The 19,379-nt window shown below is 32.9% G+C and carries 24 protein-coding genes; 23 read left to right on the forward strand and 1 reads right to left on the reverse strand.

Translation table 11 applies throughout. The features are described from left to right. Positions 1–13: 13 nt before the first annotated feature. The 18 genes from rplF to ctlX all read left to right on the forward strand — a co-directional run bounded on the left by rplF (position 14) and on the right by ctlX (position 13,023). Positions 14–556: a 50S ribosomal protein L6 gene (gene rplF / locus EG814_RS12800; protein ID WP_125722316.1), complete on the forward strand. Its 543-nt coding sequence runs from the start codon at positions 14–16 to the stop codon at positions 554–556. Between the two features lie 11 nt (positions 557–567). Continuing rightward, complete coding sequence (rplR, locus tag EG814_RS12805; RefSeq protein ID WP_109190655.1) at positions 568–918, forward strand: 50S ribosomal protein L18; 351 nt, start codon at positions 568–570, stop codon at positions 916–918. A 3-nt stretch (positions 919–921) separates the two neighbouring features. After that, complete coding sequence (rpsE, locus tag EG814_RS12810) at positions 922–1,446, forward strand: 30S ribosomal protein S5 (RefSeq protein WP_085949269.1); 525 nt, start codon at positions 922–924, stop codon at positions 1,444–1,446. 10 nt (positions 1,447–1,456) lie between these two features. Next, complete coding sequence (gene rpmD / locus EG814_RS12815) at positions 1,457–1,639, forward strand: 50S ribosomal protein L30 (protein ID WP_008464315.1); 183 nt, start codon at positions 1,457–1,459, stop codon at positions 1,637–1,639. Positions 1,640–1,650: 11 nt separating this feature from the next. Then, positions 1,651–2,103 carry a 50S ribosomal protein L15 gene (gene rplO, locus EG814_RS12820; protein ID WP_095931496.1) on the forward strand — a complete coding sequence of 151 codons (453 nt, stop codon included), beginning with the start codon at positions 1,651–1,653 and terminating at the stop codon, positions 2,101–2,103. Positions 2,104–2,116: 13 nt separating this feature from the next. After that, entirely contained in the window at positions 2,117–3,463 is a 1,347-nt protein-coding gene (secY, locus tag EG814_RS12825) for a preprotein translocase subunit SecY (protein WP_125722317.1), read from the forward strand. A 7-nt stretch (positions 3,464–3,470) separates the two neighbouring features. Then, positions 3,471–3,686 (forward strand): translation initiation factor IF-1, encoded by a 216-nt coding sequence (infA, locus tag EG814_RS12830; protein ID WP_007136545.1) that lies wholly within the window; start codon positions 3,471–3,473, stop codon positions 3,684–3,686. A 12-nt stretch (positions 3,687–3,698) separates the two neighbouring features. Further along, the gene (ykgO, locus tag EG814_RS12835) at positions 3,699–3,815 is read left to right on the forward strand and encodes a type B 50S ribosomal protein L36 (RefSeq protein ID WP_002987490.1); all 117 of its coding nucleotides are present in this window, start codon (positions 3,699–3,701) and stop codon (positions 3,813–3,815) included. A 2-nt stretch (positions 3,816–3,817) separates the two neighbouring features. Then, entirely contained in the window at positions 3,818–4,192 is a 375-nt protein-coding gene (rpsM, locus tag EG814_RS12840; RefSeq protein WP_008464322.1) for a 30S ribosomal protein S13, read from the forward strand. Between the two features lie 8 nt (positions 4,193–4,200). Further along, positions 4,201–4,584 (forward strand): 30S ribosomal protein S11, encoded by a 384-nt coding sequence (gene rpsK / locus EG814_RS12845; RefSeq protein WP_026727866.1) that lies wholly within the window; start codon positions 4,201–4,203, stop codon positions 4,582–4,584. Positions 4,585–4,676: 92 nt separating this feature from the next. Next, positions 4,677–5,282, forward strand: coding sequence for a 30S ribosomal protein S4 (rpsD, locus tag EG814_RS12850; RefSeq protein ID WP_008464326.1), 606 nt, complete (start codon positions 4,677–4,679; stop codon positions 5,280–5,282). Between the two features lie 21 nt (positions 5,283–5,303). After that, positions 5,304–6,296 (forward strand): DNA-directed RNA polymerase subunit alpha, encoded by a 993-nt coding sequence (locus EG814_RS12855; protein ID WP_008464329.1) that lies wholly within the window; start codon positions 5,304–5,306, stop codon positions 6,294–6,296. A 63-nt stretch (positions 6,297–6,359) separates the two neighbouring features. Further along, complete coding sequence (rplQ, locus tag EG814_RS12860) at positions 6,360–6,851, forward strand: 50S ribosomal protein L17 (protein ID WP_125722318.1); 492 nt, start codon at positions 6,360–6,362, stop codon at positions 6,849–6,851. A 241-nt stretch (positions 6,852–7,092) separates the two neighbouring features. Next, positions 7,093–8,202, forward strand: coding sequence for a glutamine-hydrolyzing carbamoyl-phosphate synthase small subunit (carA, locus tag EG814_RS12865; RefSeq protein ID WP_125722319.1), 1,110 nt, complete (start codon positions 7,093–7,095; stop codon positions 8,200–8,202). 111 nt (positions 8,203–8,313) lie between these two features. Further along, a complete protein-coding gene (eno, locus tag EG814_RS12870) occupies positions 8,314–9,606 on the forward strand; it encodes a phosphopyruvate hydratase (protein ID WP_095931491.1) in 1,293 nt (430 codons plus the stop codon). Positions 9,607–9,760: 154 nt separating this feature from the next. Then, positions 9,761–11,038: a citrate synthase gene (locus EG814_RS12875; RefSeq protein ID WP_125722320.1), complete on the forward strand. Its 1,278-nt coding sequence runs from the start codon at positions 9,761–9,763 to the stop codon at positions 11,036–11,038. A 62-nt stretch (positions 11,039–11,100) separates the two neighbouring features. Further along, on the forward strand, positions 11,101–12,015 hold the full coding sequence (locus EG814_RS12880) for a dimethylarginine dimethylaminohydrolase family protein (protein ID WP_125722321.1): 915 nt from the start codon (positions 11,101–11,103) through the stop codon (positions 12,013–12,015). Positions 12,016–12,087: 72 nt separating this feature from the next. Next, the gene (gene ctlX / locus EG814_RS12885) at positions 12,088–13,023 is read left to right on the forward strand and encodes a citrulline utilization hydrolase CtlX (RefSeq protein ID WP_125722322.1); all 936 of its coding nucleotides are present in this window, start codon (positions 12,088–12,090) and stop codon (positions 13,021–13,023) included. 84 nt (positions 13,024–13,107) lie between these two features. On the opposite strand, the gene EG814_RS12890 is transcribed toward ctlX, so the two are convergent. Further along, on the reverse strand, positions 13,108–13,734 hold the full coding sequence (locus tag EG814_RS12890) for a MarC family NAAT transporter (protein WP_125722323.1): 627 nt from the start codon (positions 13,732–13,734) through the stop codon (positions 13,108–13,110). 151 nt (positions 13,735–13,885) lie between these two features. Between EG814_RS12890 and EG814_RS12895 the strand changes: the two genes are divergently transcribed. From EG814_RS12895 to EG814_RS12915, 5 genes are all read left to right on the forward strand, one after another. Then, positions 13,886–14,251: a CoA-binding protein gene (locus EG814_RS12895; protein WP_125722324.1), complete on the forward strand. Its 366-nt coding sequence runs from the start codon at positions 13,886–13,888 to the stop codon at positions 14,249–14,251. Between the two features lie 171 nt (positions 14,252–14,422). After that, positions 14,423–15,043: a recombination mediator RecR gene (gene recR / locus EG814_RS12900; protein ID WP_125722325.1), complete on the forward strand. Its 621-nt coding sequence runs from the start codon at positions 14,423–14,425 to the stop codon at positions 15,041–15,043. Between the two features lie 68 nt (positions 15,044–15,111). Beyond that, positions 15,112–15,903 (forward strand): polysaccharide biosynthesis/export family protein, encoded by a 792-nt coding sequence (locus tag EG814_RS12905; RefSeq protein ID WP_125722326.1) that lies wholly within the window; start codon positions 15,112–15,114, stop codon positions 15,901–15,903. A 13-nt stretch (positions 15,904–15,916) separates the two neighbouring features. Further along, positions 15,917–18,364: a polysaccharide biosynthesis tyrosine autokinase gene (locus EG814_RS12910; protein WP_125722327.1), complete on the forward strand. Its 2,448-nt coding sequence runs from the start codon at positions 15,917–15,919 to the stop codon at positions 18,362–18,364. 10 nt (positions 18,365–18,374) lie between these two features. Continuing rightward, positions 18,375–19,358, forward strand: coding sequence for an SDR family oxidoreductase (locus EG814_RS12915; RefSeq protein ID WP_125722328.1), 984 nt, complete (start codon positions 18,375–18,377; stop codon positions 19,356–19,358). Positions 19,359–19,379 lie beyond the last annotated feature (21 nt).

Consider the following 19,379-nt stretch of genomic DNA (forward strand, 5'->3'; position numbering starts at 1 on the left):
ACACTAGATAAAGATGTCAAGAATAGGTAAAAGCCCAATTGTAATCACTGCTGGTGTAACTGTAGAAGTTAAAGACGGTATTATTACAGTAAAAGGAAAAAAAGGTCAACTAACTCAGGAGTTTTCGGACGTAACTGTAAAAGTTGAAGGTGATCAGGTTATAGTTGAAAGATCATCTGATTATAAAGACCAAAGAGCAAAACACGGATTATACAGATCATTAATCAACAACATGATTATTGGTGTATCTGAAGGTTTTACTAAAGAACTTGAATTAGTTGGAGTTGGTTATAGAGCTTCAAACCAAGGACAGAAATTAGATTTAGCTCTTGGATATTCACACAATATTGTTTTAGAAATTGCTCCAGAAGTAAGTTTAGAAACAATATCTGAAAAAGGTAAGAATCCTATCGTAAAATTAACATCGTTTGATAAACAACTTTTAGGTCAAGTTGCTGCGAAAATTAGAAGTTTCCGTAAGCCTGAACCATACAAAGGAAAAGGTGTTAAATTTGTAGGTGAAGTATTAAGAAGAAAAGCAGGTAAATCAGCTTAAAATATAAGATTATGTCATTAACAAAATCTGAAAGAAGACAGAGAATTAAATTCAGAATTAGAAAATCGGTTAGTGGTTCAGCTGCAAGACCTAGACTTTCTGTATTTAGAAGTAATAAAGAAATTTACGCTCAAATCATTGATGATGTAAATGGAGTTACTATATTAGCTGCATCTTCAAGAGAAAAAGAAATAGGAAAAGGTACAAACGTTGAAATCGCTGCAGCTGTTGGAAAACTAGTTGCTGAGAAAGCGTTAAAAGCTGGGATTGATACCATCACTTTTGACAGAGGTGGATATTTATATCACGGTCGTATTAAATCATTAGCAGAAGGCGCAAGAGCCGCTGGACTTAAATTCTAATATATTATGTCTAAATACAAAAATGTAGAATTGGTAAAACCTAGTGGTCTTGAATTAAAAGATCGTCTAGTTAGTGTTAATCGTGTTACTAAAGTTACAAAAGGAGGTAGAGCTTTCGGTTTTTCTGCTATTGTAGTTGTAGGTGATGAAAACGGAGTAGTTGGTCATGGATTAGGAAAATCTAAAGACGTTTCTGAAGCAATTGCGAAAGCAGTAGAAGATGCTAAGAAAAACTTAGTTAGAATTCCTTTGAATGGACAATCTGTTCCTCACGAACAAAAAGGTAAATTTGGTGGTGCTCGTGTATTCTTAATTCCTGCATCTCATGGTACAGGAGTTATTGCTGGTGGAGCTGTTCGTTCAGTTCTTGAGTCAGTAGGTATTCACGATGTATTGTCTAAATCTCAAGGATCATCAAATCCACATAACGTAGTTAAAGCAACTTTTGATGCTTTATTGCAAATGAGAAGTGCTCACACTGTTGCAAAACAAAGAGGAGTTTCTTTAGAGAAAGTTTTTAAAGGTTAATTAGGAAATTATGGCTAAATTATTAGTAAAACAAGTAAGAAGCAAAATCAACTGTCCTCTTTCTCAAAAGAGAGGTTTGGAAGCTTTAGGTCTGCGTAAAATTGGACAAGTTGTGGAGCATGAGTCAAATCCTGCTATCCTTGGGATGATAAACAAAGTTAAACACTTAGTTTCTGTTGAAGAAGCTAAATAACAAATACTGTTATGAATTTAAGTAACTTACAGCCTGCTGAAGGATCTACGCACAATCAGAATAAAAGATTAGGTAGAGGAGAAGGCTCTGGAAAAGGTGGTACCGCTGCAAGAGGACACAAAGGAGCTAAATCTCGTTCTGGTTATTCTAAAAAGATTGGTTTTGAAGGAGGACAGATGCCACTTCAAAGACGTGTACCTAAGTTTGGTTTCAAAAACATTAATCGTAAAGAATACGAAGGTGTTAATTTAGATACTCTTCAATTATTGGTAGACAATGGTGCAATTACTGATTCTGTTTCTATGACAGAATTTGTTGCAAATCGTTTGGCTACTAAAAATGAAATCGTTAAGATTTTAGGTAGAGGAGAATTGAAAGCAAAATTAAAAGTAACTGCCCACAAATTTACTGCTACTGCAAAAGCTGCTATTGAAGCTGCTGGTGGAGAGGCTGTAACTATATAACTTATCTATTAAGATGAAGAAATTTATTGAATCAATAAGTAATGTTTGGAAAATCGAAGAACTAAGGAATAGAATCTTAATTACTTTAGGATTGCTTTTAGTATATCGTTTTGGAGCACACGTTACGCTTCCTGGAATTGACGCAACGCAATTGACTGGTTTAGCGGGACAAACTAAAAATGGTCTAGGATCTATTCTAGACATGTTCACCGGGGGTGCTTTCTCTAAGGCTTCAGTTTTTGCCTTAGGTATCATGCCTTATATTTCTGCGTCTATTGTTGTTCAGTTAATGGGAATTGCGATTCCATATTTACAAAAACTTCAAAATGATGGGGAAAGTGGTAGAAAAAAGATTAATCAAATCACTCGTTGGTTGACAATCGCTATCACATTGGTTCAAGGTCCAACTTATATCTATAATTTATACAGAACATTGCCTAGTAATGCATTTTTGCTAGGCTTTAATTCACCTGAATTTTTGTTCTCTTCAGTTATCATTTTAGTTACTGGTACAATTTTTGCTATGTGGCTTGGTGAGAAAATTACAGATAAAGGTATTGGAAATGGTATTTCATTGTTAATTATGGTTGGTATCTTGGCTCGTTTACCGCAAGCTTTTATTCAAGAGTTTACAACGAGAGTTACCAATAACAATGGAGGTCCAATGTTATTAGTTATTGAAATTATTGTGTGGCTGTTAGTTATTATTTCTTGTGTTCTGCTTACAATGGCAGTACGTAGAATTCCAGTTCAGTACGCTCGTCGTACAACAACAGGTGACTATGAGCAAGATTTAGCAGGTGGTAATAGACAATGGATTCCTCTAAAGCTTAATGCTTCTGGAGTTATGCCAATCATATTTGCTCAAGCAATTATGTTTATCCCTGCAGCTGTGGCTGGATTGTCTAAATCAGATACATCACAATCTATTGTTGGTGCATTTAGTAATATGTTTGGTTTCTGGTATAACTTTGTATTTGCAACATTAATTATTGTATTTACATTCTTTTATACTGCAATCACTGTACCTACTAACAAAATGGCTGATGATTTAAAAAGAAGTGGTGGTTTTATTCCTGGCGTTCGTCCAGGAGCTGAAACTTCAGACTTCCTAGATAAAGTGATGTCTTTAATAACTTTCCCAGGATCTTTATTCCTTGCTTTGATTGCTGTGTTCCCAGCGATTGTTGTAAGTATTATGGATGTACAACAATCTTGGGCTATGTTTTTTGGGGGTACCTCATTAATAATTATGGTTGGTGTTGCAATAGATACTATTCAACAAATCAATTCATACTTGTTAAACAAACATTACGATGGTTTAATGAAGACTGGTAAAAATAGAAAAGCGGTAGCTTAATATATTTATGGCAAAACAATCAGCAATAGAACAAGACGGATCAATTATTGAAGCATTATCTAATGCAATGTTCCGTGTAGAGTTAGAAAATGGACATATCGTAATTGCTCATATTTCTGGAAAGATGCGAATGCATTACATCAAATTATTACCTGGTGATAAAGTGAAGTTAGAAATGAGTCCTTATGATTTGTCAAAAGCAAGAATTACTTATCGATATTAAAGGATATTCACTATGAAAGTTAGAGCATCAGTAAAAAAGAGAAGTGCCGAGTGCATTATCGTGCGTAGAAAAGGGAGACTGTACGTAATAAACAAAAAGAATCCTAGATTTAAACAAAGACAAGGATAATTATGGCAAGAATAGCAGGGGTAGATATCCCAAAAAACAAAAGAGGTGTTATCGCACTTACCTATATCTTCGGATTAGGAAAAAGTAGAGCTATTGAGATTTTAGAAAAAGCTCAAGTAAGCCAAGATAAAAAAGTTCAAGATTGGAATGACGACGAAATCGGAGCAATTCGTGAAGCTGTTTCATTTTACAAAATTGAAGGAGAATTACGTTCTGAAATTTCTTTAAACATTAAACGTTTAATGGATATTGGATGTTACAGAGGTATTCGTCACAGATCTGGTCTTCCGTTAAGAGGACAAAGAACTAAAAACAACTCAAGAACAAGAAAAGGTAAAAGAAAAACTGTTGCTAACAAGAAAAAAGCAACTAAATAATAAGTAATATGGCTAAAGCAACTGCAAAAAAACGTAAAGTTATCGTTGAATCAACGGGTGAGGCTCATATTTCTGCCACTTTTAATAACATTATTATTTCTTTAACTAATAAGAAAGGTGAAGTTATCTCTTGGTCTTCAGCTGGTAAAATGGGTTTCAGAGGTTCTAAAAAGAACACTCCTTACGCAGCTCAAATGGCAGCAGAAGATTGTGCTAAAGTAGCACTTGAGGCTGGATTGAAAAAAGTGAAAGTTTATGTAAAAGGACCAGGTAACGGACGTGAGTCTGCTATCCGTTCTATTCATAACGGTGGAATTGAAGTTACAGAAATTATTGATGTTACTCCAATGCCACACAACGGATGTCGTCCTCCAAAAAGACGTAGAGTTTAATTTTATTTATTTATAGTATAAACAAGGTAGAACATAGATTATCGAAGGATTAGACCTGAATTCATAATTTCTACCTTAAAATTTTTTTTAAAATGGCAAGATATACTGGTCCTAAAACCAAAATCGCTCGTAAATTTGGCGAGGCAATCTTCGGAGATGATAAATCTTTCGAAAAAAGAAATTACCCACCTGGACAACACGGGATGGCTAAAAAAAGAGGAAAAAAATCTGAGTACGCTGTTCAGTTAATGGAAAAGCAAAAAGCTAAATATTCTTATGGAATTTTAGAAAAACAATTCAGAAATTTATTCGAAAAAGCATCAGCGACTAAAGGAGTAACTGGTGAAGTTTTATTACAATTATGCGAAGCAAGATTAGATAATGTTGTTTTTAGAATGGGAATTGCTCCATCTAGAAGAGGTGCGCGTCAAATCGTTTCTCACAGACACATTACTGTAAATGGAGAGGTTGTTAATATTCCTTCTTACCACCTTAAGCCTGGTGATAAAGTTGCAGTTCGTGAAAAATCTAAATCTTTAGAAGCTATCGAACGTTCTTTATCAAATTCAAGTCATGTTTATGAATGGATTACTTGGAACAATGATCTTAAAGAAGGAACTTTCGTTTCTGTACCTGCAAGACTTCAAATTCCAGAAAACATTAAAGAACAATTAATCGTAGAGTTGTACAACAAATAATAATTGACTTAGTCGAAATTTATGGCAATATTTAATTTTCAAAAGCCCGATAAAGTTATCATGATCGATTCAACCGATTTTGAAGGTAAATTTGAGTTTAGACCTTTAGAACCTGGTTACGGATTGACAGTTGGTAATGCACTTAGAAGAGTTTTGCTTTCAGCGTTAGAAGGTTATGCAATTACATCTGTTCGTATCGAAGGTGTAGATCATGAGTTTTCTACTATTTCAGGTGTTGTTGAGGACGTTACAGAAATTATCCTTAATCTTAAGCAAGTACGTTTCAAACGTCAGATTGAAGATATCGATAATGAATCAGTTACTATTTCTGTTTCAGGTAAAGACCAATTAACAGCAGGTGATTTTCAAAAATTTATTTCAGGTTTTCAAGTTTTGAACCCAGACCTTGTTATCTGTAATTTAGATTCTAAAATCAAATTGAACTTCGATTTAACAATCGAGAAAGGTAGAGGATACGTTCCTGCTGAAGAGAACAAAAAACAGAATGCTGCAATTGGAACGATTTTTACAGATTCTATTTTTACTCCGGTAAAAAATGTAAAATATGCAATCGAAAATTTCCGTGTAGAGCAAAAAACAGATTACGAAAAATTAGTTTTTGAGATCAAAACTGATGGATCTATTAATCCTAAAGATGCTCTTACTGAAGCTGCTAAAGTTTTAATTCACCATTTCATGTTGTTTTCTGATGAAAGAATTACACTTGAGGCTGACGAAATTGCACAAACAGAATCGTATGATGAAGAGTCATTGCATATGAGACAATTGCTTAAAACTAAGCTTGTTGATATGGATTTATCTGTGAGAGCATTAAATTGCTTGAAAGCGGCTGAAGTTGATACACTTGGTGATTTAGTATCGTTCAATAAAAATGACCTAATGAAATTCCGTAATTTTGGTAAAAAATCTTTAACTGAACTTGATGAACTTGTTGCAGTTAAAAATTTAACTTTCGGAATGGATTTAGCTAAATACAAATTAGATAAAGAATAAACCACTTCGTATTTTGCTCTCCAAAGAGGATAGAAGCAAGATGAAGGTTTTAAAAAACACGTCATGAGACACGGAAAAAAATTCAATCACTTAAGCAGACAGACTGGACATAGAAAAGCTATGTTGGCTAATATGGCTTGTTCTCTTATCGAGCACAAGCGTATTAACACTACTGTTGCTAAAGCTAAAGCGCTTAAACAATTTGTTGAGCCTTTAATTACAAAGTCAAAAGAAGATACGACTCACAATCGTCGTATTGTTTTTGCTTACTTACGTAACAAATACGCTGTAACTGATTTGTTCAGAGATGTTGCTGCTAAAGTAGGTGACCGTCCAGGAGGATACACTCGTATCATTAAAGTTGGAAATCGTTTGGGAGATAACGCTGATATGGCGATGATCGAACTTGTTGACTTCAATGAACTTTACAACGGAGGTAAAAAAGAAGTTAAAAAAGCGAAAAGCCGTCGTGGTGGTAAAGCTAAAAAAGCTGAAGCTGCTGCTCCAGAAGCTCCTGCTACTGAAACAGAAACGACTACTGAAGCTTCTGAATAATTATGAGAGTAATCATTCTATAATATTAAAGGATAAACTAATTTTTAGTTTATCCTTTTTTTTTGATTTTTTTAAATCTGTAAAAATGTAACTTATTTAAAATGGTAGGTTTTATTTTTGCGAATGAAAGTTTTAAAAAATCTTGGAAGCGCTCTTTTAAAGAAGTAAATTTGCAAAATATCTAATTATTATTGAAGCTTTTGAGTTTCATACCAATTAAAAAAACAATACAAATTAAAGAATGAAATACACAACACGACAAAGCGCCATTTTATTACTAAGTGATGGAACTATTTTTCATGGGAAGTCTATCGGTATTAGCGGTAAAACTTTTGGTGAAGTTTGTTTTAATACTGGAATGACAGGATACCAAGAAATTTTTACAGATCCTTCGTATTTTGGTCAAATTATGGTTACTACTAATCCGCATATTGGGAATTATGGTATAAATGATTTAGAAGTTGAATCAGACAGCGTGAAAATTGCTGGTTTAGTTTGTAAAAATTTTAGCTTTAATTATTCGCGTGAAGGCGCTTCAGGAAGTTTAGAAGATTATTTTGCAAAACAAAATTTAATCTGTATTTCTGATGTTGATACAAGGGCGTTAGTAAGTTATATTCGTGATAATGGCGCAATGAATGCCGTAATCTGCACAGATGGTACTTCAATTGAAGATTTGAAAAAAGAATTGGCAAATGTTCCAAATATGGAAGGTTTAGAATTGGCTTCAAAAGTTTCAACAGCTGAACCGTATTTTGTTGGAGATGAAAATGCTACTTATAAAATTTCGGCACTTGATCTAGGAATTAAGAAAAATATATTAAGAAACTTTGCTAAGAGAGATTGTTACATCAAAGTTTTTCCATACAATACATCTTACGAAGAACTGACTGCATTTAATCCTGATGGTTATTTTTTGTCCAATGGTCCTGGAGATCCAGATCCATTGCATGGGGTAATTGATGTAGCTAAAAAAATTATTGCAGAAGATAAACCTTTATTCGGAATTTGCTTAGGTCATCAAATTATAGCTTTGGCTAATGGAGTTCAGACTTATAAAATGTTTGGTGGGCATAGAGGAATTAATCATCCGGTAAAAAATCTTCTTACAGGTAAAGGTGAGATTACTTCTCAAAATCACGGATTCGCTGTTAAAAGAGAAGCATTAGAAGGTCATCCAGAATTAGAGCTTACGCATATCCATTTAAATGATGACACTGTTGCAGGTATGCGTATGAAAAATAAGAATTGTTTTTCAGTACAATACCATCCAGAGGCAAGTCCTGGTCCACATGATTCTTCTTATTTGTTTGATCAATTTGTGGAGAATATAAAAACTAGTAAAGTCTAAAACGATGTAGTTAATAAATAAAGGTGTTTAATGACTAAAATGGGTTTTTAGTATCAAATATTTTTATACTTTCGAAAAAAAAATATAATTTATTAATAAAAAACAAAAATAATGAGTATTATAATTAAAGTTCACGCAAGACAAATTCTTGATTCTAGAGGTAATCCTACTATTGAGGTAGATGTAGTAACTGAAAATGGAGTTTTAGGTAGGGCTGCGGTTCCATCTGGAGCTTCAACTGGAGAGCACGAAGCTGTTGAATTACGTGATGGAGGTAAAGCTTATCTAGGTAAAGGTGTTTTGAATGCAGTGAATAATGTAAATACCGTTATTGCTGAAGAATTAGTTGGAACTTCTGTTTTCGAACAAAACACAATTGACCAATTAATGATTGATTTAGATGGAACTCCAAACAAATCTAAATTAGGAGCTAATGCTATTTTAGGAGTTTCTTTGGCTGCTGCAAAAGCTGCTGCTAACGAACTTGGTTTGCCATTGTACAGATACGTAGGTGGTGTTTCTGCTAATACATTGCCAGTTCCGATGATGAACATCATCAATGGTGGTTCTCACTCTGATGCACCTATCGCATTCCAAGAGTTTATGATTTTCCCAGTAAAAGCAACTTCTTTTACGCATTCTATGCAAATGGGAACTGAAATCTTCCACAGCTTGAAAAAAGTGTTACACGACAGAGGTTTAAGTACGGCTGTAGGTGACGAAGGAGGTTTTGCTCCAAACTTGGCTGGAGGAACAGAAGATGCTTTAGATACAATTAAATTAGCAGTTGAAAAAGCTGGCTATTCTTTCGGTGACGAAATTATGATTGCTCTTGACTGTGCTGCTTCTGAATTTTATGTGAACGGAAAATACGATTACACTAAATTTGAAGGAGAAACTGGAAAAATCAGAACTTCTGAGGAGCAAGCGGATTATTTAGCTGAACTTGCGGCTAAATACCCAATTATTTCTATCGAAGACGGTATGTACGAAGATGATTGGAATGGATGGAAATACTTAACTGAAAAAATTGGTGATAAAGTACAATTGGTTGGAGATGATTTATTTGTAACTAACGTTGAGCGTTTATCTACAGGAATTCAAAAAGGAATCGCTAATTCAATCTTAGTAAAAGTTAACCAAATTGGTACTTTAACTGAAACTATTGCAGCTGTAAATATGGCTAAAAATGCAGGTTATACTTCTGTAATGTCTCACCGTTCTGGAGAAACTGAAGATAATACAATTGCAGACTTAGCTGTAGCTTTAAATTGTGGTCAAATTAAAACTGGTTCTGCTTCTCGTTCAGATCGTATGGCTAAATACAATCAATTATTAAGAATTGAAGAAGAATTAGGAAGCACTGCTTATTTCCCTGGTTTAAATGCTTTTAAAATTAAATAATTTTACGAGTTATATATTAAAAAGAAGCCATCTGTTATTGCAGATGGTTTTTTTTTGGAGTTTTAACAAATTCATAGCAGTATTCTTTTTTTAATTAGTCTTAAATTCATTAGATTTGGTAAATTATTATTTAAAGAATTATTTCCAAGATATTATGTCAAAAATAGCTACATTAGAAATAGACGGTAAAAAAATTGAACTTCCGGTAATCACAGGAAGTGAAAATGAATCGGCTATAGATATTAACAAATTACGTGATTTAACAGGTGTTATTACAATTGACCCAGGTTATAAAAATTCTGGTTCTTGTACCAGTGAAATCACTTTCCTAGATGGAGAAGAAGGAATTTTACGTTACAGAGGATATTCAATTGAAGATTTAGCAGAAAAAGCTAGTTTCTTAGAAGTTTCTTATCTTTTGATTTTTGGAGAATTACCTACAGCTGCTCAATTAGAAGATTTTGAAAATGGTATTAAAAAACATTCTTTGGTAAACGAAGAAATGAAAAATATCATTGATGGTTTTCCAAAAACAGCTCACCCAATGGGAGTTTTGTCTGCTTTGACAAGTGCTTTAACAGCATTTAATCCTAAAGCAGTAAATGTTGATAACGAAAAAGAAATGTACGAAGCTATTTGTAAAACAATGGCGAAATTTCTTGTAATAGCTACATGGACTTACAGAAAATCAATGGGTTATCCTTTAAATTATTATGATAATACAAAAGGATATGTAGAAAGCTTTATGCAATTGATGTTTAAATTGCCTACAGGACCTTACACTGCAAATCCTGTTATTGTAAATGCGCTAGATAAATTGTTTATTCTTCATGCTGATCATGAGCAAAATTGTTCTACTTCTACAGTTAGAATGGTAGGTTCTTCTCACGCTGGTTTATTTGCTTCGGTTTCTGCAGGAGTTTCTGCACTTTGGGGACCACTTCATGGTGGGGCAAACCAGGCGGTACTTGAAATGCTTGAAGAAATTAATAAAGACGGTGGAGATACAGATAAATTTTTAGAGAAAGCAAAAGATAAAAATGATCCATTCCGTTTAATGGGATTCGGACACAGAGTTTATAAAAACTTTGATCCAAGAGCTAAAATCATCAAAAAAGCAGCAACAGAAGTATTAGAAACTTTAGGTGTTGAAGATCCGATTTTAGATATTGCAAGAAAATTAGAAAAAGCAGCTCTTGAAGATGAGTACTTCAAATCAAGAAACCTATATCCAAACGTAGATTTTTATTCTGGAATCATTTATAGAGCTTTAGGTATTCCAACAGATATGTTTACTGTAATGTTTGCTATTGGAAGATTACCAGGTTGGATTGCACAATGGAAAGAAATGCGTGAAAATAAAGAGCCAATCGGCAGACCAAGACAAATTTATACAGGACATCCTCTTAGAGAATTTAAGTCTAATAAATAAAAAACGAAAGCTTCACTTAACTGTGAAGCTTTTTTTATATTTGCTCAAAATATAATAAAGTTATGTTGCAATTAAATGTAAAGAACGAAACGTCTCGCCTTCGTGCTGTAGTTCTTGGTTCTGCTGTTCATAATGGGCCAACTCCAACTATAGAAGAGGCTTATGACCCTAAATCATTGGAACATATTAAGGCAGGAACTTATCCTGTAGAAAAAGATATGGTTGATGAAATGGATGCTTTTAATGCTGTTTTTCAGAAATATGATGTAACTGTATATCGTCCGGAAATGATTGAAAACTACAATCAGATTTTTGCAAGAGATATAGGTTTTGTAATTGATGACACTTTTGTGAAATCTAATATTCTTCCCGACAGAGAAAGAGAGCTAGATGCAATTCAATATGTAATCGATCAGATTAATCCTTTAAAGGTTGTTCGTCCGCCAGAAGAAGTGCATATCGAAGGTGGAGATGTAATGCTTTGGAATGATCATATTTTTATCGGAACATATAAAGGAAGCGATTATAAAGATTACATTACGGCAAGAACAAATATGCATGGTGTAAATTATATTAAGTCGTTATTCCCAAATAAAATTGTAAAAGAATTTGATTTAGTAAAATCTAAACTTGAAGCAAGAGATAATGCATTACATTTAGACTGCTGTTTTCAGCCAGTAGGAAAAGATAAAGGTATTATATATAAAAGAGGTTTTCGTGAAGAAGCAGATTATTTGTATTTGGTAAATCTTTTTGGAAGAGAAAACTTATTTCATATTGAAAGAAATGAAATGTATAATATGTTTTCGAATGTATTTTCAATTGATGAAAATGTAGTGGTTTCTGAAAAGAATTTTACTCGTTTGAATAACTGGCTTCGTGAAAATGGTTTTACTGTTGAAGAAATTCCATACGCCGAAATCGCAAAACAAGAAGGATTGTTGAGATGTTCAACTCTGCCATTAATTAGGGATTAATAATTGTTTCAAGTTTCAGGTTTCAAGTTATGCATGTGAAACCTGAAACTTGAAACTTGAAACAAAATAAAAATGAAACAAACAACAAATGCTATCGTAATGATTCGTCCAGTTGCATTCAGAATGAATGAACAGACGGCTGTAAATAATTATTATCAAAAAGTATTAGACGGGCTTTTGCCAAGTACTGTCAATGCAAAAGCGCAGCAAGAATTTGATACTTTCGTTGAAAAATTACGTGCTGTCGGTGTTGATGTAACGGTAGTTGATGATAATTTGGAAACCGATACTCCAGATAGTATTTTTCCAAATAATTGGGTTTCTTTTCATGAAAATGGAGATGTGGCACTTTATCCGATGTTTGCTGAAAATCGTCGTCAGGAACGTCGCGAAGATATTTTGGATACTTTGGAAGAAAAAGGATTTGAGATTACAAATATTATGGACTATACTTCTGCAGAAGAAGATGGAATTTTTTTAGAAGGAACAGGAAGTTTGTTGTTGGATAGAGCCAATGGTAAAGCATACTGCGCATTATCACCAAGAGCAGACGAGGAATTGTTTATTGAATTCTGTGAAGATTTTGATTATGCTCCTGTGATTTTTGAAGCTTTTCAAACTGTAAATGGTGAGCGTAAACTAATTTATCACACCAATGTTATGATGTGTTTAGGTGAAACCTTTGCGGTAATTTGCGCCGATTCTATTGACGACAAAAAAGAGCGTAAAATGGTTTTGGATAATCTGAAAGAAGATAAGAAAGAAATTATTTTAATTACAGAAGATCAGGTAAATAATTTTGCTGGAAATATGCTGGAAGTTCGTGGGAAAGATGATAAGAGATATGTTGTAATGAGTGCATCTGCACATCAGAGTTTGACTCCGAAACAAATTGCCCAGTTAGAAAATCATGCAGAAATTTTAAGCTCAAGTCTCGATACAATTGAAGCTTGCGGCGGTGGAAGTGCCAGATGTATGATGGCAGAAATTTTCTTGCCAAGAAGCTAGGATTTCAAAAGCTATAAAATAGAAAAGGGATGAGAGTTATTGAAATTCTCATCCCTTTTTTGTTTTACTAATTAATCTTGTAAATTAAAAATTTCCTTTAATAATATTCACAATAGCGCTCACTATATATTGAATGCCAATTGAGATTACGATAAAGCCGACAATTCTTGAGATAGCAACAATTCCAGAGGCCCCTAAAATTCTAGCCAGATAATGTGCGCTTTTTAAAATGGCAAAAATAGCCACAGCGATAGCAAGAATTGCTAACGAAGAAATTATGATTTCGTTTATTTGATGATGTTCTTGATAGAAAGCAATTAAAAGCGACATAGATCCTGGACCTGCAAGCATTGGTATTGCTAATGGGGTGAGTGCAATATCGTTTCTGTGTTGCGCTTCATTTTCAATTTTTTTGTTGATTCCTCTTTTCTTGTTGAATTTTCCAGAAAGTAAAGAAAATCCAGAATTTACAATTACGATTCCTCCTGCAATCCTTAAGGCATCTATGCTAATTCCAAAAAAAGTTAAAACATATTGGCCAATAAAATAAGAAACCAGTAATATGATAAAAACATTGATTGCTGTCCAAAGAGAAATTCGGGATCTTTCTTTTTGGGAGTCATGCTGGGTTAATCCAACAAAGATTGGTACTGTACCAATCGGGTTTAGTACTGAGAACAAAGCGGCAAATAAGTAAATAAATAATTCCATATTATATTGGTTAGTGAAGTAAAAGTAGTTATTTTTTGATGCTTTTACATTAAATTATGTTATGATAATATTTTTATTGCTATTGATTATGAGTCAAAGACATAAAGCTAAATCGTTCTTTTTGATTATTTTTGCAGTCTAAATAAAAATTATGAAAAGTAAAAAAACATTAGTTCTTGGAGCATCTACAAATCCAGAGCGTTATTCATACAGAGCGGTTAATATGTTGGTAGGTAAAGGGCATTCTGTATTGGCAATTGGTCAAAAAGCAGGTGAAGTTGCTGGAGTGAAAATTCAAACAAAGGCTATTCCCATTAAAAATATAGATACTATCACTCTATATTTAAATCCAGCTCGTCAAAGAGATTATTACAATTATATAATCGAAGCGCAACCTAAAAGGGTGATTTTTAATCCTGGTACTGAAAATCCAGAATTATATCAATTGTTGGATTTAAATAATATTGAAAAAGAAGTGGCTTGTACATTAGTTTTATTGGCTACAAGTCAATATTAAAAGTTGACTATAGTTGTAGAAATAGATTTTAACTGTAACTATTGCCTTTAGGATGTAATTGTTTAAATATTGAAAAGAGTATTATTTCATAATATTCTTTCAATATTGTTAAGCCTTGAATTTAATGGCTTTAATGTAGGCTAAACCATTAAAAGTATTACTTTTGTCGTCATGGAATTTTCATCAAAATTAATTGAAAAAGCAGTAAGCGAAATGTCGCAATTGCCAGGTATAGGTAAGCGTACGGCACTTCGGCTAGTTCTTCATCTATTAAAACAGCCGAAAGAACAAACTGGTTTTTTGTCTCAAGCATTGTTGAATATGCGGGAGGATATTAAGTTTTGTGGGAGTTGTCATAATATTTCGGATACTGAAATTTGTGAGATCTGTGCCAATCCAGTAAGAAATCATGAAACTATATGCATTGTAGAAGATATTCGTGATGTTATGGCAATCGAAAATACTGGGCAGTTTAAAGGAATATATCATGTGCTTGGAGGTAAAATTTCGCCGATTGAAGGAGTTGGACCCAATCAATTGAATATTTCTAGTTTGGTAGCAAAAGTGAAATCTGGAAATGTCACTGAAATTATTTTTGCGTTAAGCTCAACAATGGAAGGAGATACAACAAATTTCTATATCTATAAACAAATTGCAGATTCGAAGATTATAATTTCAACAATTGCGAGAGGAATATCTGTTGGAGACGAATTAGAGTATGCAGACGAAATAACACTAGGACGAAGTATTTTGCATAGAGTGCCTTTTGAAAAAACATTTAAAAATAATTAACTAAACCCCAAATAGACTTAGGTTTTCTGAATATTAAGGAAGACTGTATTTGCAATAAATTTGAACGAATGACGAAAACAAGCTTTTTTCTATTCTTATTAATTTCAATATTGTTTACCTCATGTATTCCGATTAAAGATTTGGTTTATCTGCAGGACAAAAATGATTCTCGTGAGCAAACATCAATTGCAGCAGTAGAATCAAAGCCATATCGACTACAGGTAAATGACATTATTAGTGTTAATATAAAAGCAATCGATCCAAAATTGGTTTCTATATTTAATGCAACAGAAAGTCAAGGCAGTCAAACTTCTAAATCAGAATCAGGTTTGTATTTTGACGGGTTTACAGTTGATGATCATGGGAATATTAGAATGCCAATTTTAGGAGAAATTAATGTTATTGGATACACTCTTGAAGAGGTTAGAGTAAAAATTGAAAAAAAACTACTGGAAGAATATTTTAAAAGTGAAGCCAATATTTTTGTTACAGTCAAGTTAGCTGGTTTTAGATATACTATAAATGGAGAAGTTGGAAGTACTGGAACAAAAACATTATTTAAAGATAATGTAACCATTTTAGAAGCTGTTGCAAATGCAGGGGATATTACTACAGTTGGTAATAGAAAAGAGGTAACGGTAATTCGTCAATCACCTACTGGGGTTCAAATGCACAATATTGATCTAACTGATGTCAACGTAATGAAATCACCTTATTATTATTTACAGCCAAATGATTATATCTACGTAAAGCCATTGAAACAAAAAACATGGGGAACAGGACAGACAGGAATACAGTCTATATCTACAATAATCACTTTGCTGTCATTGGCTACAACAGTTTATCTAATTATAAAATAAACAGATTTTAAAAATGTTAGACATTAAAGATTTTTCCATTTTTGAAAATCATTCACATTTTGATTTTAAAGGATTTCTGTTGAAAATTGCAAGTTACTGGAAATGGTTTCTTGCAAGTTTAATTATTGCATTTACAATTGCTTACCAGATTAATATTCGTAAAGAAAAAATTTACGGAATGCAGACCATGATTTCTATAAAAGAAGAAAGCAATCCTTTTTTTACATCTAATACAAGTTTAGTCTTCAATTGGGGAGGAATTTCAGATCAGGTAAATGGTATTTCTACAATTCTCCAATCTAGATCTCATAATGAGTTGGTTGTTGATAAACTTCAATTCTATATTGATTATTTAGAGCAAGGAAAATATAATCTGATAGATTCTTATGGAGCTGTGCCATTTTATATTGATATTGACAAGACAAAAGGACAGCTTGTAAGTACATTAATCAGCATAAAGTTTTTAAGTGAAAACGAATATCAAATTCAAATTCCATTCGAAAATAATTCTGTTTCGCTCATTACTTACAGTAATAATTCTTATAGCAATACGTCAGTACAACCTGTAAATTTTATTAAAAAGTACAAAGTAGGCGAACGTGTTAATTTGCCATTCTTAAATTGGAAACTGCAAATAACAGATAATCCGGGTTTTTACAAAGGGAAAGAGTATTTTGTCAAATTTAACGATTTTGACGGAACTGTGTCTAGATATAGAGGTGTAAATGTAGATACAGGAAAAGGCGGCGGGTCATTACTGACTTTATCAATGCAGGGAACAAATAAATCAAGAATGGTTGATTATTTGAATTCTACTGTAAAAATGCTTATTAAAATACAATTGGATGGCAAAAACCAATTTGCGACAAATACCATTAGATTTATTGATAGTACACTAGTGGCTATGGAATCTCAGCTTAAGCAAACCGGTAATGAATTAAAATCTTTTCAAAAAGATAAAAATATTTACGAAATTGAAGATGGGGGAGCTAAGGTTTCAGAAAAGATAATGGATTTTGATATTCAAAAAGATCAATTAACTAGAAAAATAGCCTACTACAATTCTTTAAAATCTTATTTAAATAGCAGTACAGATTATTCAAGATTGCCAGCACCTTCAGTTGCAGGAATTGAGGATCCTAATATTGTCGCGAGCGTTTCCAAACTTATTGCACTTTCTACACAAAGATCTGAGATGGCTTATGCGGTAAAGAGTGAAAAAATATTTAAAGATTTTGATAATCAGATGGCAGCAGTAAAAAATGTTCTCCAAGAGAATATTCTAACTGCAAAAGCTTCATTGCTGTATGACTTATCTTTGGTAAATGCAAAAATTGGCCAGGCAGAAAGTACTGTTAAAAAGCTACCAGCAGAACAGCAAGAATTGTTGAAAATCAAAAGGAAATACGATTTAAATGATAATATTTATACAGAATTTCTTCAAAAGAGGAATGAGGCTGAAATAGTTAGAGCATCTAACTTATCAGATATCCACTTTATTGACCCAGCAAAAGATATCGGTGATGGTTTAATAGGGCCTAAGACTTCTGTAAATTACATAATGGCTTTATTTTTAGGTATTTTAATTCCGTTATTGTTTGTCTTAGTGATTTTCTTCATTAATAATTCAATTCAGAATAGTGAAGATATTAGTAAATTGACTCAAATCCCATTGCTTGGTGTAGTAGGTCTTAATAAAGATTCAGGCAGTATGGCGGTTTTCGAAAAACCAAAATCAGCACTTTCTGAGTCATTTAGAGGAATACGCTCTTCACTTCAGTTTTTATATAAAAAACAGCAAGTTAGCGGTTCAAAAACCTTAATGATTACTTCATCAATTAGTGGAGAAGGGAAAACATTCTGCTCTATAAACATAGCTACAGTTTTTGCATTAAGCGAAAAGAAAACAGTAATTGTTGGATTGGATTTAAGAAAACCAAGATTAGCTGATGAATTTCAAATACAATCATCATTGGGAGTTGTAAATTATTTAATAAGGCAAAATACTTTAGAAGAAATTACGAATTCGACTCCAATTCCAAATTTGGATGTAATACTTTCAGGGCCAATTCCTCCCAATCCGTCAGAGTTAATTTTAAGTGATGCAATGAAAGAATTGATTGACGAACTGAAGCAGAAATATGATTATATAATTTTAGATACTCCACCAGTTGGTTTAGTGGCAGATTCCTTAGAATTGGTTCAGTTTGCAGATGTAACTCTGTACATTGTAAGACAAAATTATACTAAGAAAGATATGATAACGTTGTTAAATACCAGACTTAAGCGTGGAGAGTTAAGCAATGTGAGTATTGTATTGAATGGTTATGAAAATAAAGCCAAATATGGAAGTGGTTACGGATACGGATATGGTTACGGAGCATATTCGAATGGTTATCACGAAGAAGAAGTTAAAGATGGATTCTGGAAGACATTTTTAAATCGAATTAGAAAAAGCTAAACTTTGAGAAATGGAAAGTAAAATAAAAAATACAATTTTAATTACGGGAGGAGCTGGATTTATTGGTTCAAATTTGACTGAGTATTTTTTGGCTTTAGGTTATAAAGTAGTTTGTCTTGATAATTTTTCTACGGGTCATCGTCATAATTTGAAAGATTTTTTAGACAATTCCGATTTTAAATTAATCGAAGGAGATATTCGAAATTTAGTTGATTGCAATTTAGCGGTTGAAGGAGTGGATTATGTTTTACATCAAGCTGCCCTTGGCTCTGTTCCTCGTTCGATAAAAGATCCAATTACGACAAATGATGTAAATGTTTCTGGTTTTTTAAATATGCTTACAGCGGCACGCGATGCCAAAGTAAAACGATTTGTATATGCAGCAAGTTCTTCGACTTATGGAGATTCTCAAGGATTGCCAAAGGTTGAAGATGTTATAGGAAAACCATTGTCTCCTTATGCAATTACTAAATATGTAAATGAACTGTATGCTGAAATTTTTAGTAAGACATATGGATTAGAAACAATTGGGCTTCGTTATTTTAATGTTTTTGGAAGAAAACAAGACCCTAATGGAGCTTACGCAGCTGTAATTCCAAAGTTTGTAAAGCAGTTCATGAATCATGAAAGTCCGATAATCAATGGTGACGGAAATTATTCTCGTGATTTTACATATATAGATAATGTGATTCAGATGAATGAATTGGCAATGACTTGCCAGAATCCTGAGGCAATTAATACGATTTATAATACTGCATTTGGCGATAGAAACACATTAAATGATTTAGTTAAATATTTAAAAGAATATCTATCTGAATTTGATTCAAAAATAAAAGATGTTCCAGTCATATATGGAGAAAATAGGGCTGGAGATATACCACATTCGCTGGCAAGTATAGAAAAAGCAAAGAAAAATCTAGGTTATAATCCAAAATATTCTCTGAAAGAAGGATTAAAAGAAGCTGTTGAATGGTATTGGAATAATTTAAAATAAAATTAAGATCAAGATAATATA

The organism is Flavobacterium ustbae (assembly GCF_003946915.1).
GTDB classification, from domain to species: domain Bacteria; phylum Bacteroidota; class Bacteroidia; order Flavobacteriales; family Flavobacteriaceae; genus Flavobacterium; species Flavobacterium ustbae.

Excerpts from the sequence above, each read along its gene's own strand:
- rplF (WP_125722316.1), top strand. The coding sequence starts at position 14 with ATGTCAAGAATAGGTAAAAGCCCAATTGTAATCACTGCTGGTGTAACT.
- rplR (WP_109190655.1), top strand. The coding sequence starts at position 568 with ATGTCATTAACAAAATCTGAAAGAAGACAGAGAATTAAATTCAGAATT.
- rpmD (WP_008464315.1), top strand. The coding sequence starts at position 1,457 with ATGGCTAAATTATTAGTAAAACAAGTAAGAAGCAAAATCAACTGTCCT.
- rplO (WP_095931496.1), top strand. The coding sequence starts at position 1,651 with ATGAATTTAAGTAACTTACAGCCTGCTGAAGGATCTACGCACAATCAG.
- secY (WP_125722317.1), top strand. The coding sequence starts at position 2,117 with ATGAAGAAATTTATTGAATCAATAAGTAATGTTTGGAAAATCGAAGAA.
- infA (WP_007136545.1), top strand. The coding sequence starts at position 3,471 with ATGGCAAAACAATCAGCAATAGAACAAGACGGATCAATTATTGAAGCA.
- ykgO (WP_002987490.1), top strand. The coding sequence starts at position 3,699 with ATGAAAGTTAGAGCATCAGTAAAAAAGAGAAGTGCCGAGTGCATTATC.
- rpsM (WP_008464322.1), top strand. The coding sequence starts at position 3,818 with ATGGCAAGAATAGCAGGGGTAGATATCCCAAAAAACAAAAGAGGTGTT.
- rpsK (WP_026727866.1), top strand. The coding sequence starts at position 4,201 with ATGGCTAAAGCAACTGCAAAAAAACGTAAAGTTATCGTTGAATCAACG.
- rpsD (WP_008464326.1), top strand. The coding sequence starts at position 4,677 with ATGGCAAGATATACTGGTCCTAAAACCAAAATCGCTCGTAAATTTGGC.
- EG814_RS12855 (WP_008464329.1), top strand. The coding sequence starts at position 5,304 with ATGGCAATATTTAATTTTCAAAAGCCCGATAAAGTTATCATGATCGAT.
- rplQ (WP_125722318.1), top strand. The coding sequence starts at position 6,360 with ATGAGACACGGAAAAAAATTCAATCACTTAAGCAGACAGACTGGACAT.
- carA (WP_125722319.1), top strand. The coding sequence starts at position 7,093 with ATGAAATACACAACACGACAAAGCGCCATTTTATTACTAAGTGATGGA.
- eno (WP_095931491.1), top strand. The coding sequence starts at position 8,314 with ATGAGTATTATAATTAAAGTTCACGCAAGACAAATTCTTGATTCTAGA.
- EG814_RS12875 (WP_125722320.1), top strand. The coding sequence starts at position 9,761 with ATGTCAAAAATAGCTACATTAGAAATAGACGGTAAAAAAATTGAACTT.
- EG814_RS12880 (WP_125722321.1), top strand. The coding sequence starts at position 11,101 with ATGTTGCAATTAAATGTAAAGAACGAAACGTCTCGCCTTCGTGCTGTA.
- ctlX (WP_125722322.1), top strand. The coding sequence starts at position 12,088 with ATGAAACAAACAACAAATGCTATCGTAATGATTCGTCCAGTTGCATTC.
- EG814_RS12890 (WP_125722323.1), bottom strand. The coding sequence starts at position 13,734 with ATGGAATTATTTATTTACTTATTTGCCGCTTTGTTCTCAGTACTAAAC.
- EG814_RS12895 (WP_125722324.1), top strand. The coding sequence starts at position 13,886 with ATGAAAAGTAAAAAAACATTAGTTCTTGGAGCATCTACAAATCCAGAG.
- recR (WP_125722325.1), top strand. The coding sequence starts at position 14,423 with ATGGAATTTTCATCAAAATTAATTGAAAAAGCAGTAAGCGAAATGTCG.
- EG814_RS12905 (WP_125722326.1), top strand. The coding sequence starts at position 15,112 with ATGACGAAAACAAGCTTTTTTCTATTCTTATTAATTTCAATATTGTTT.
- EG814_RS12910 (WP_125722327.1), top strand. The coding sequence starts at position 15,917 with ATGTTAGACATTAAAGATTTTTCCATTTTTGAAAATCATTCACATTTT.
- EG814_RS12915 (WP_125722328.1), top strand. The coding sequence starts at position 18,375 with ATGGAAAGTAAAATAAAAAATACAATTTTAATTACGGGAGGAGCTGGA.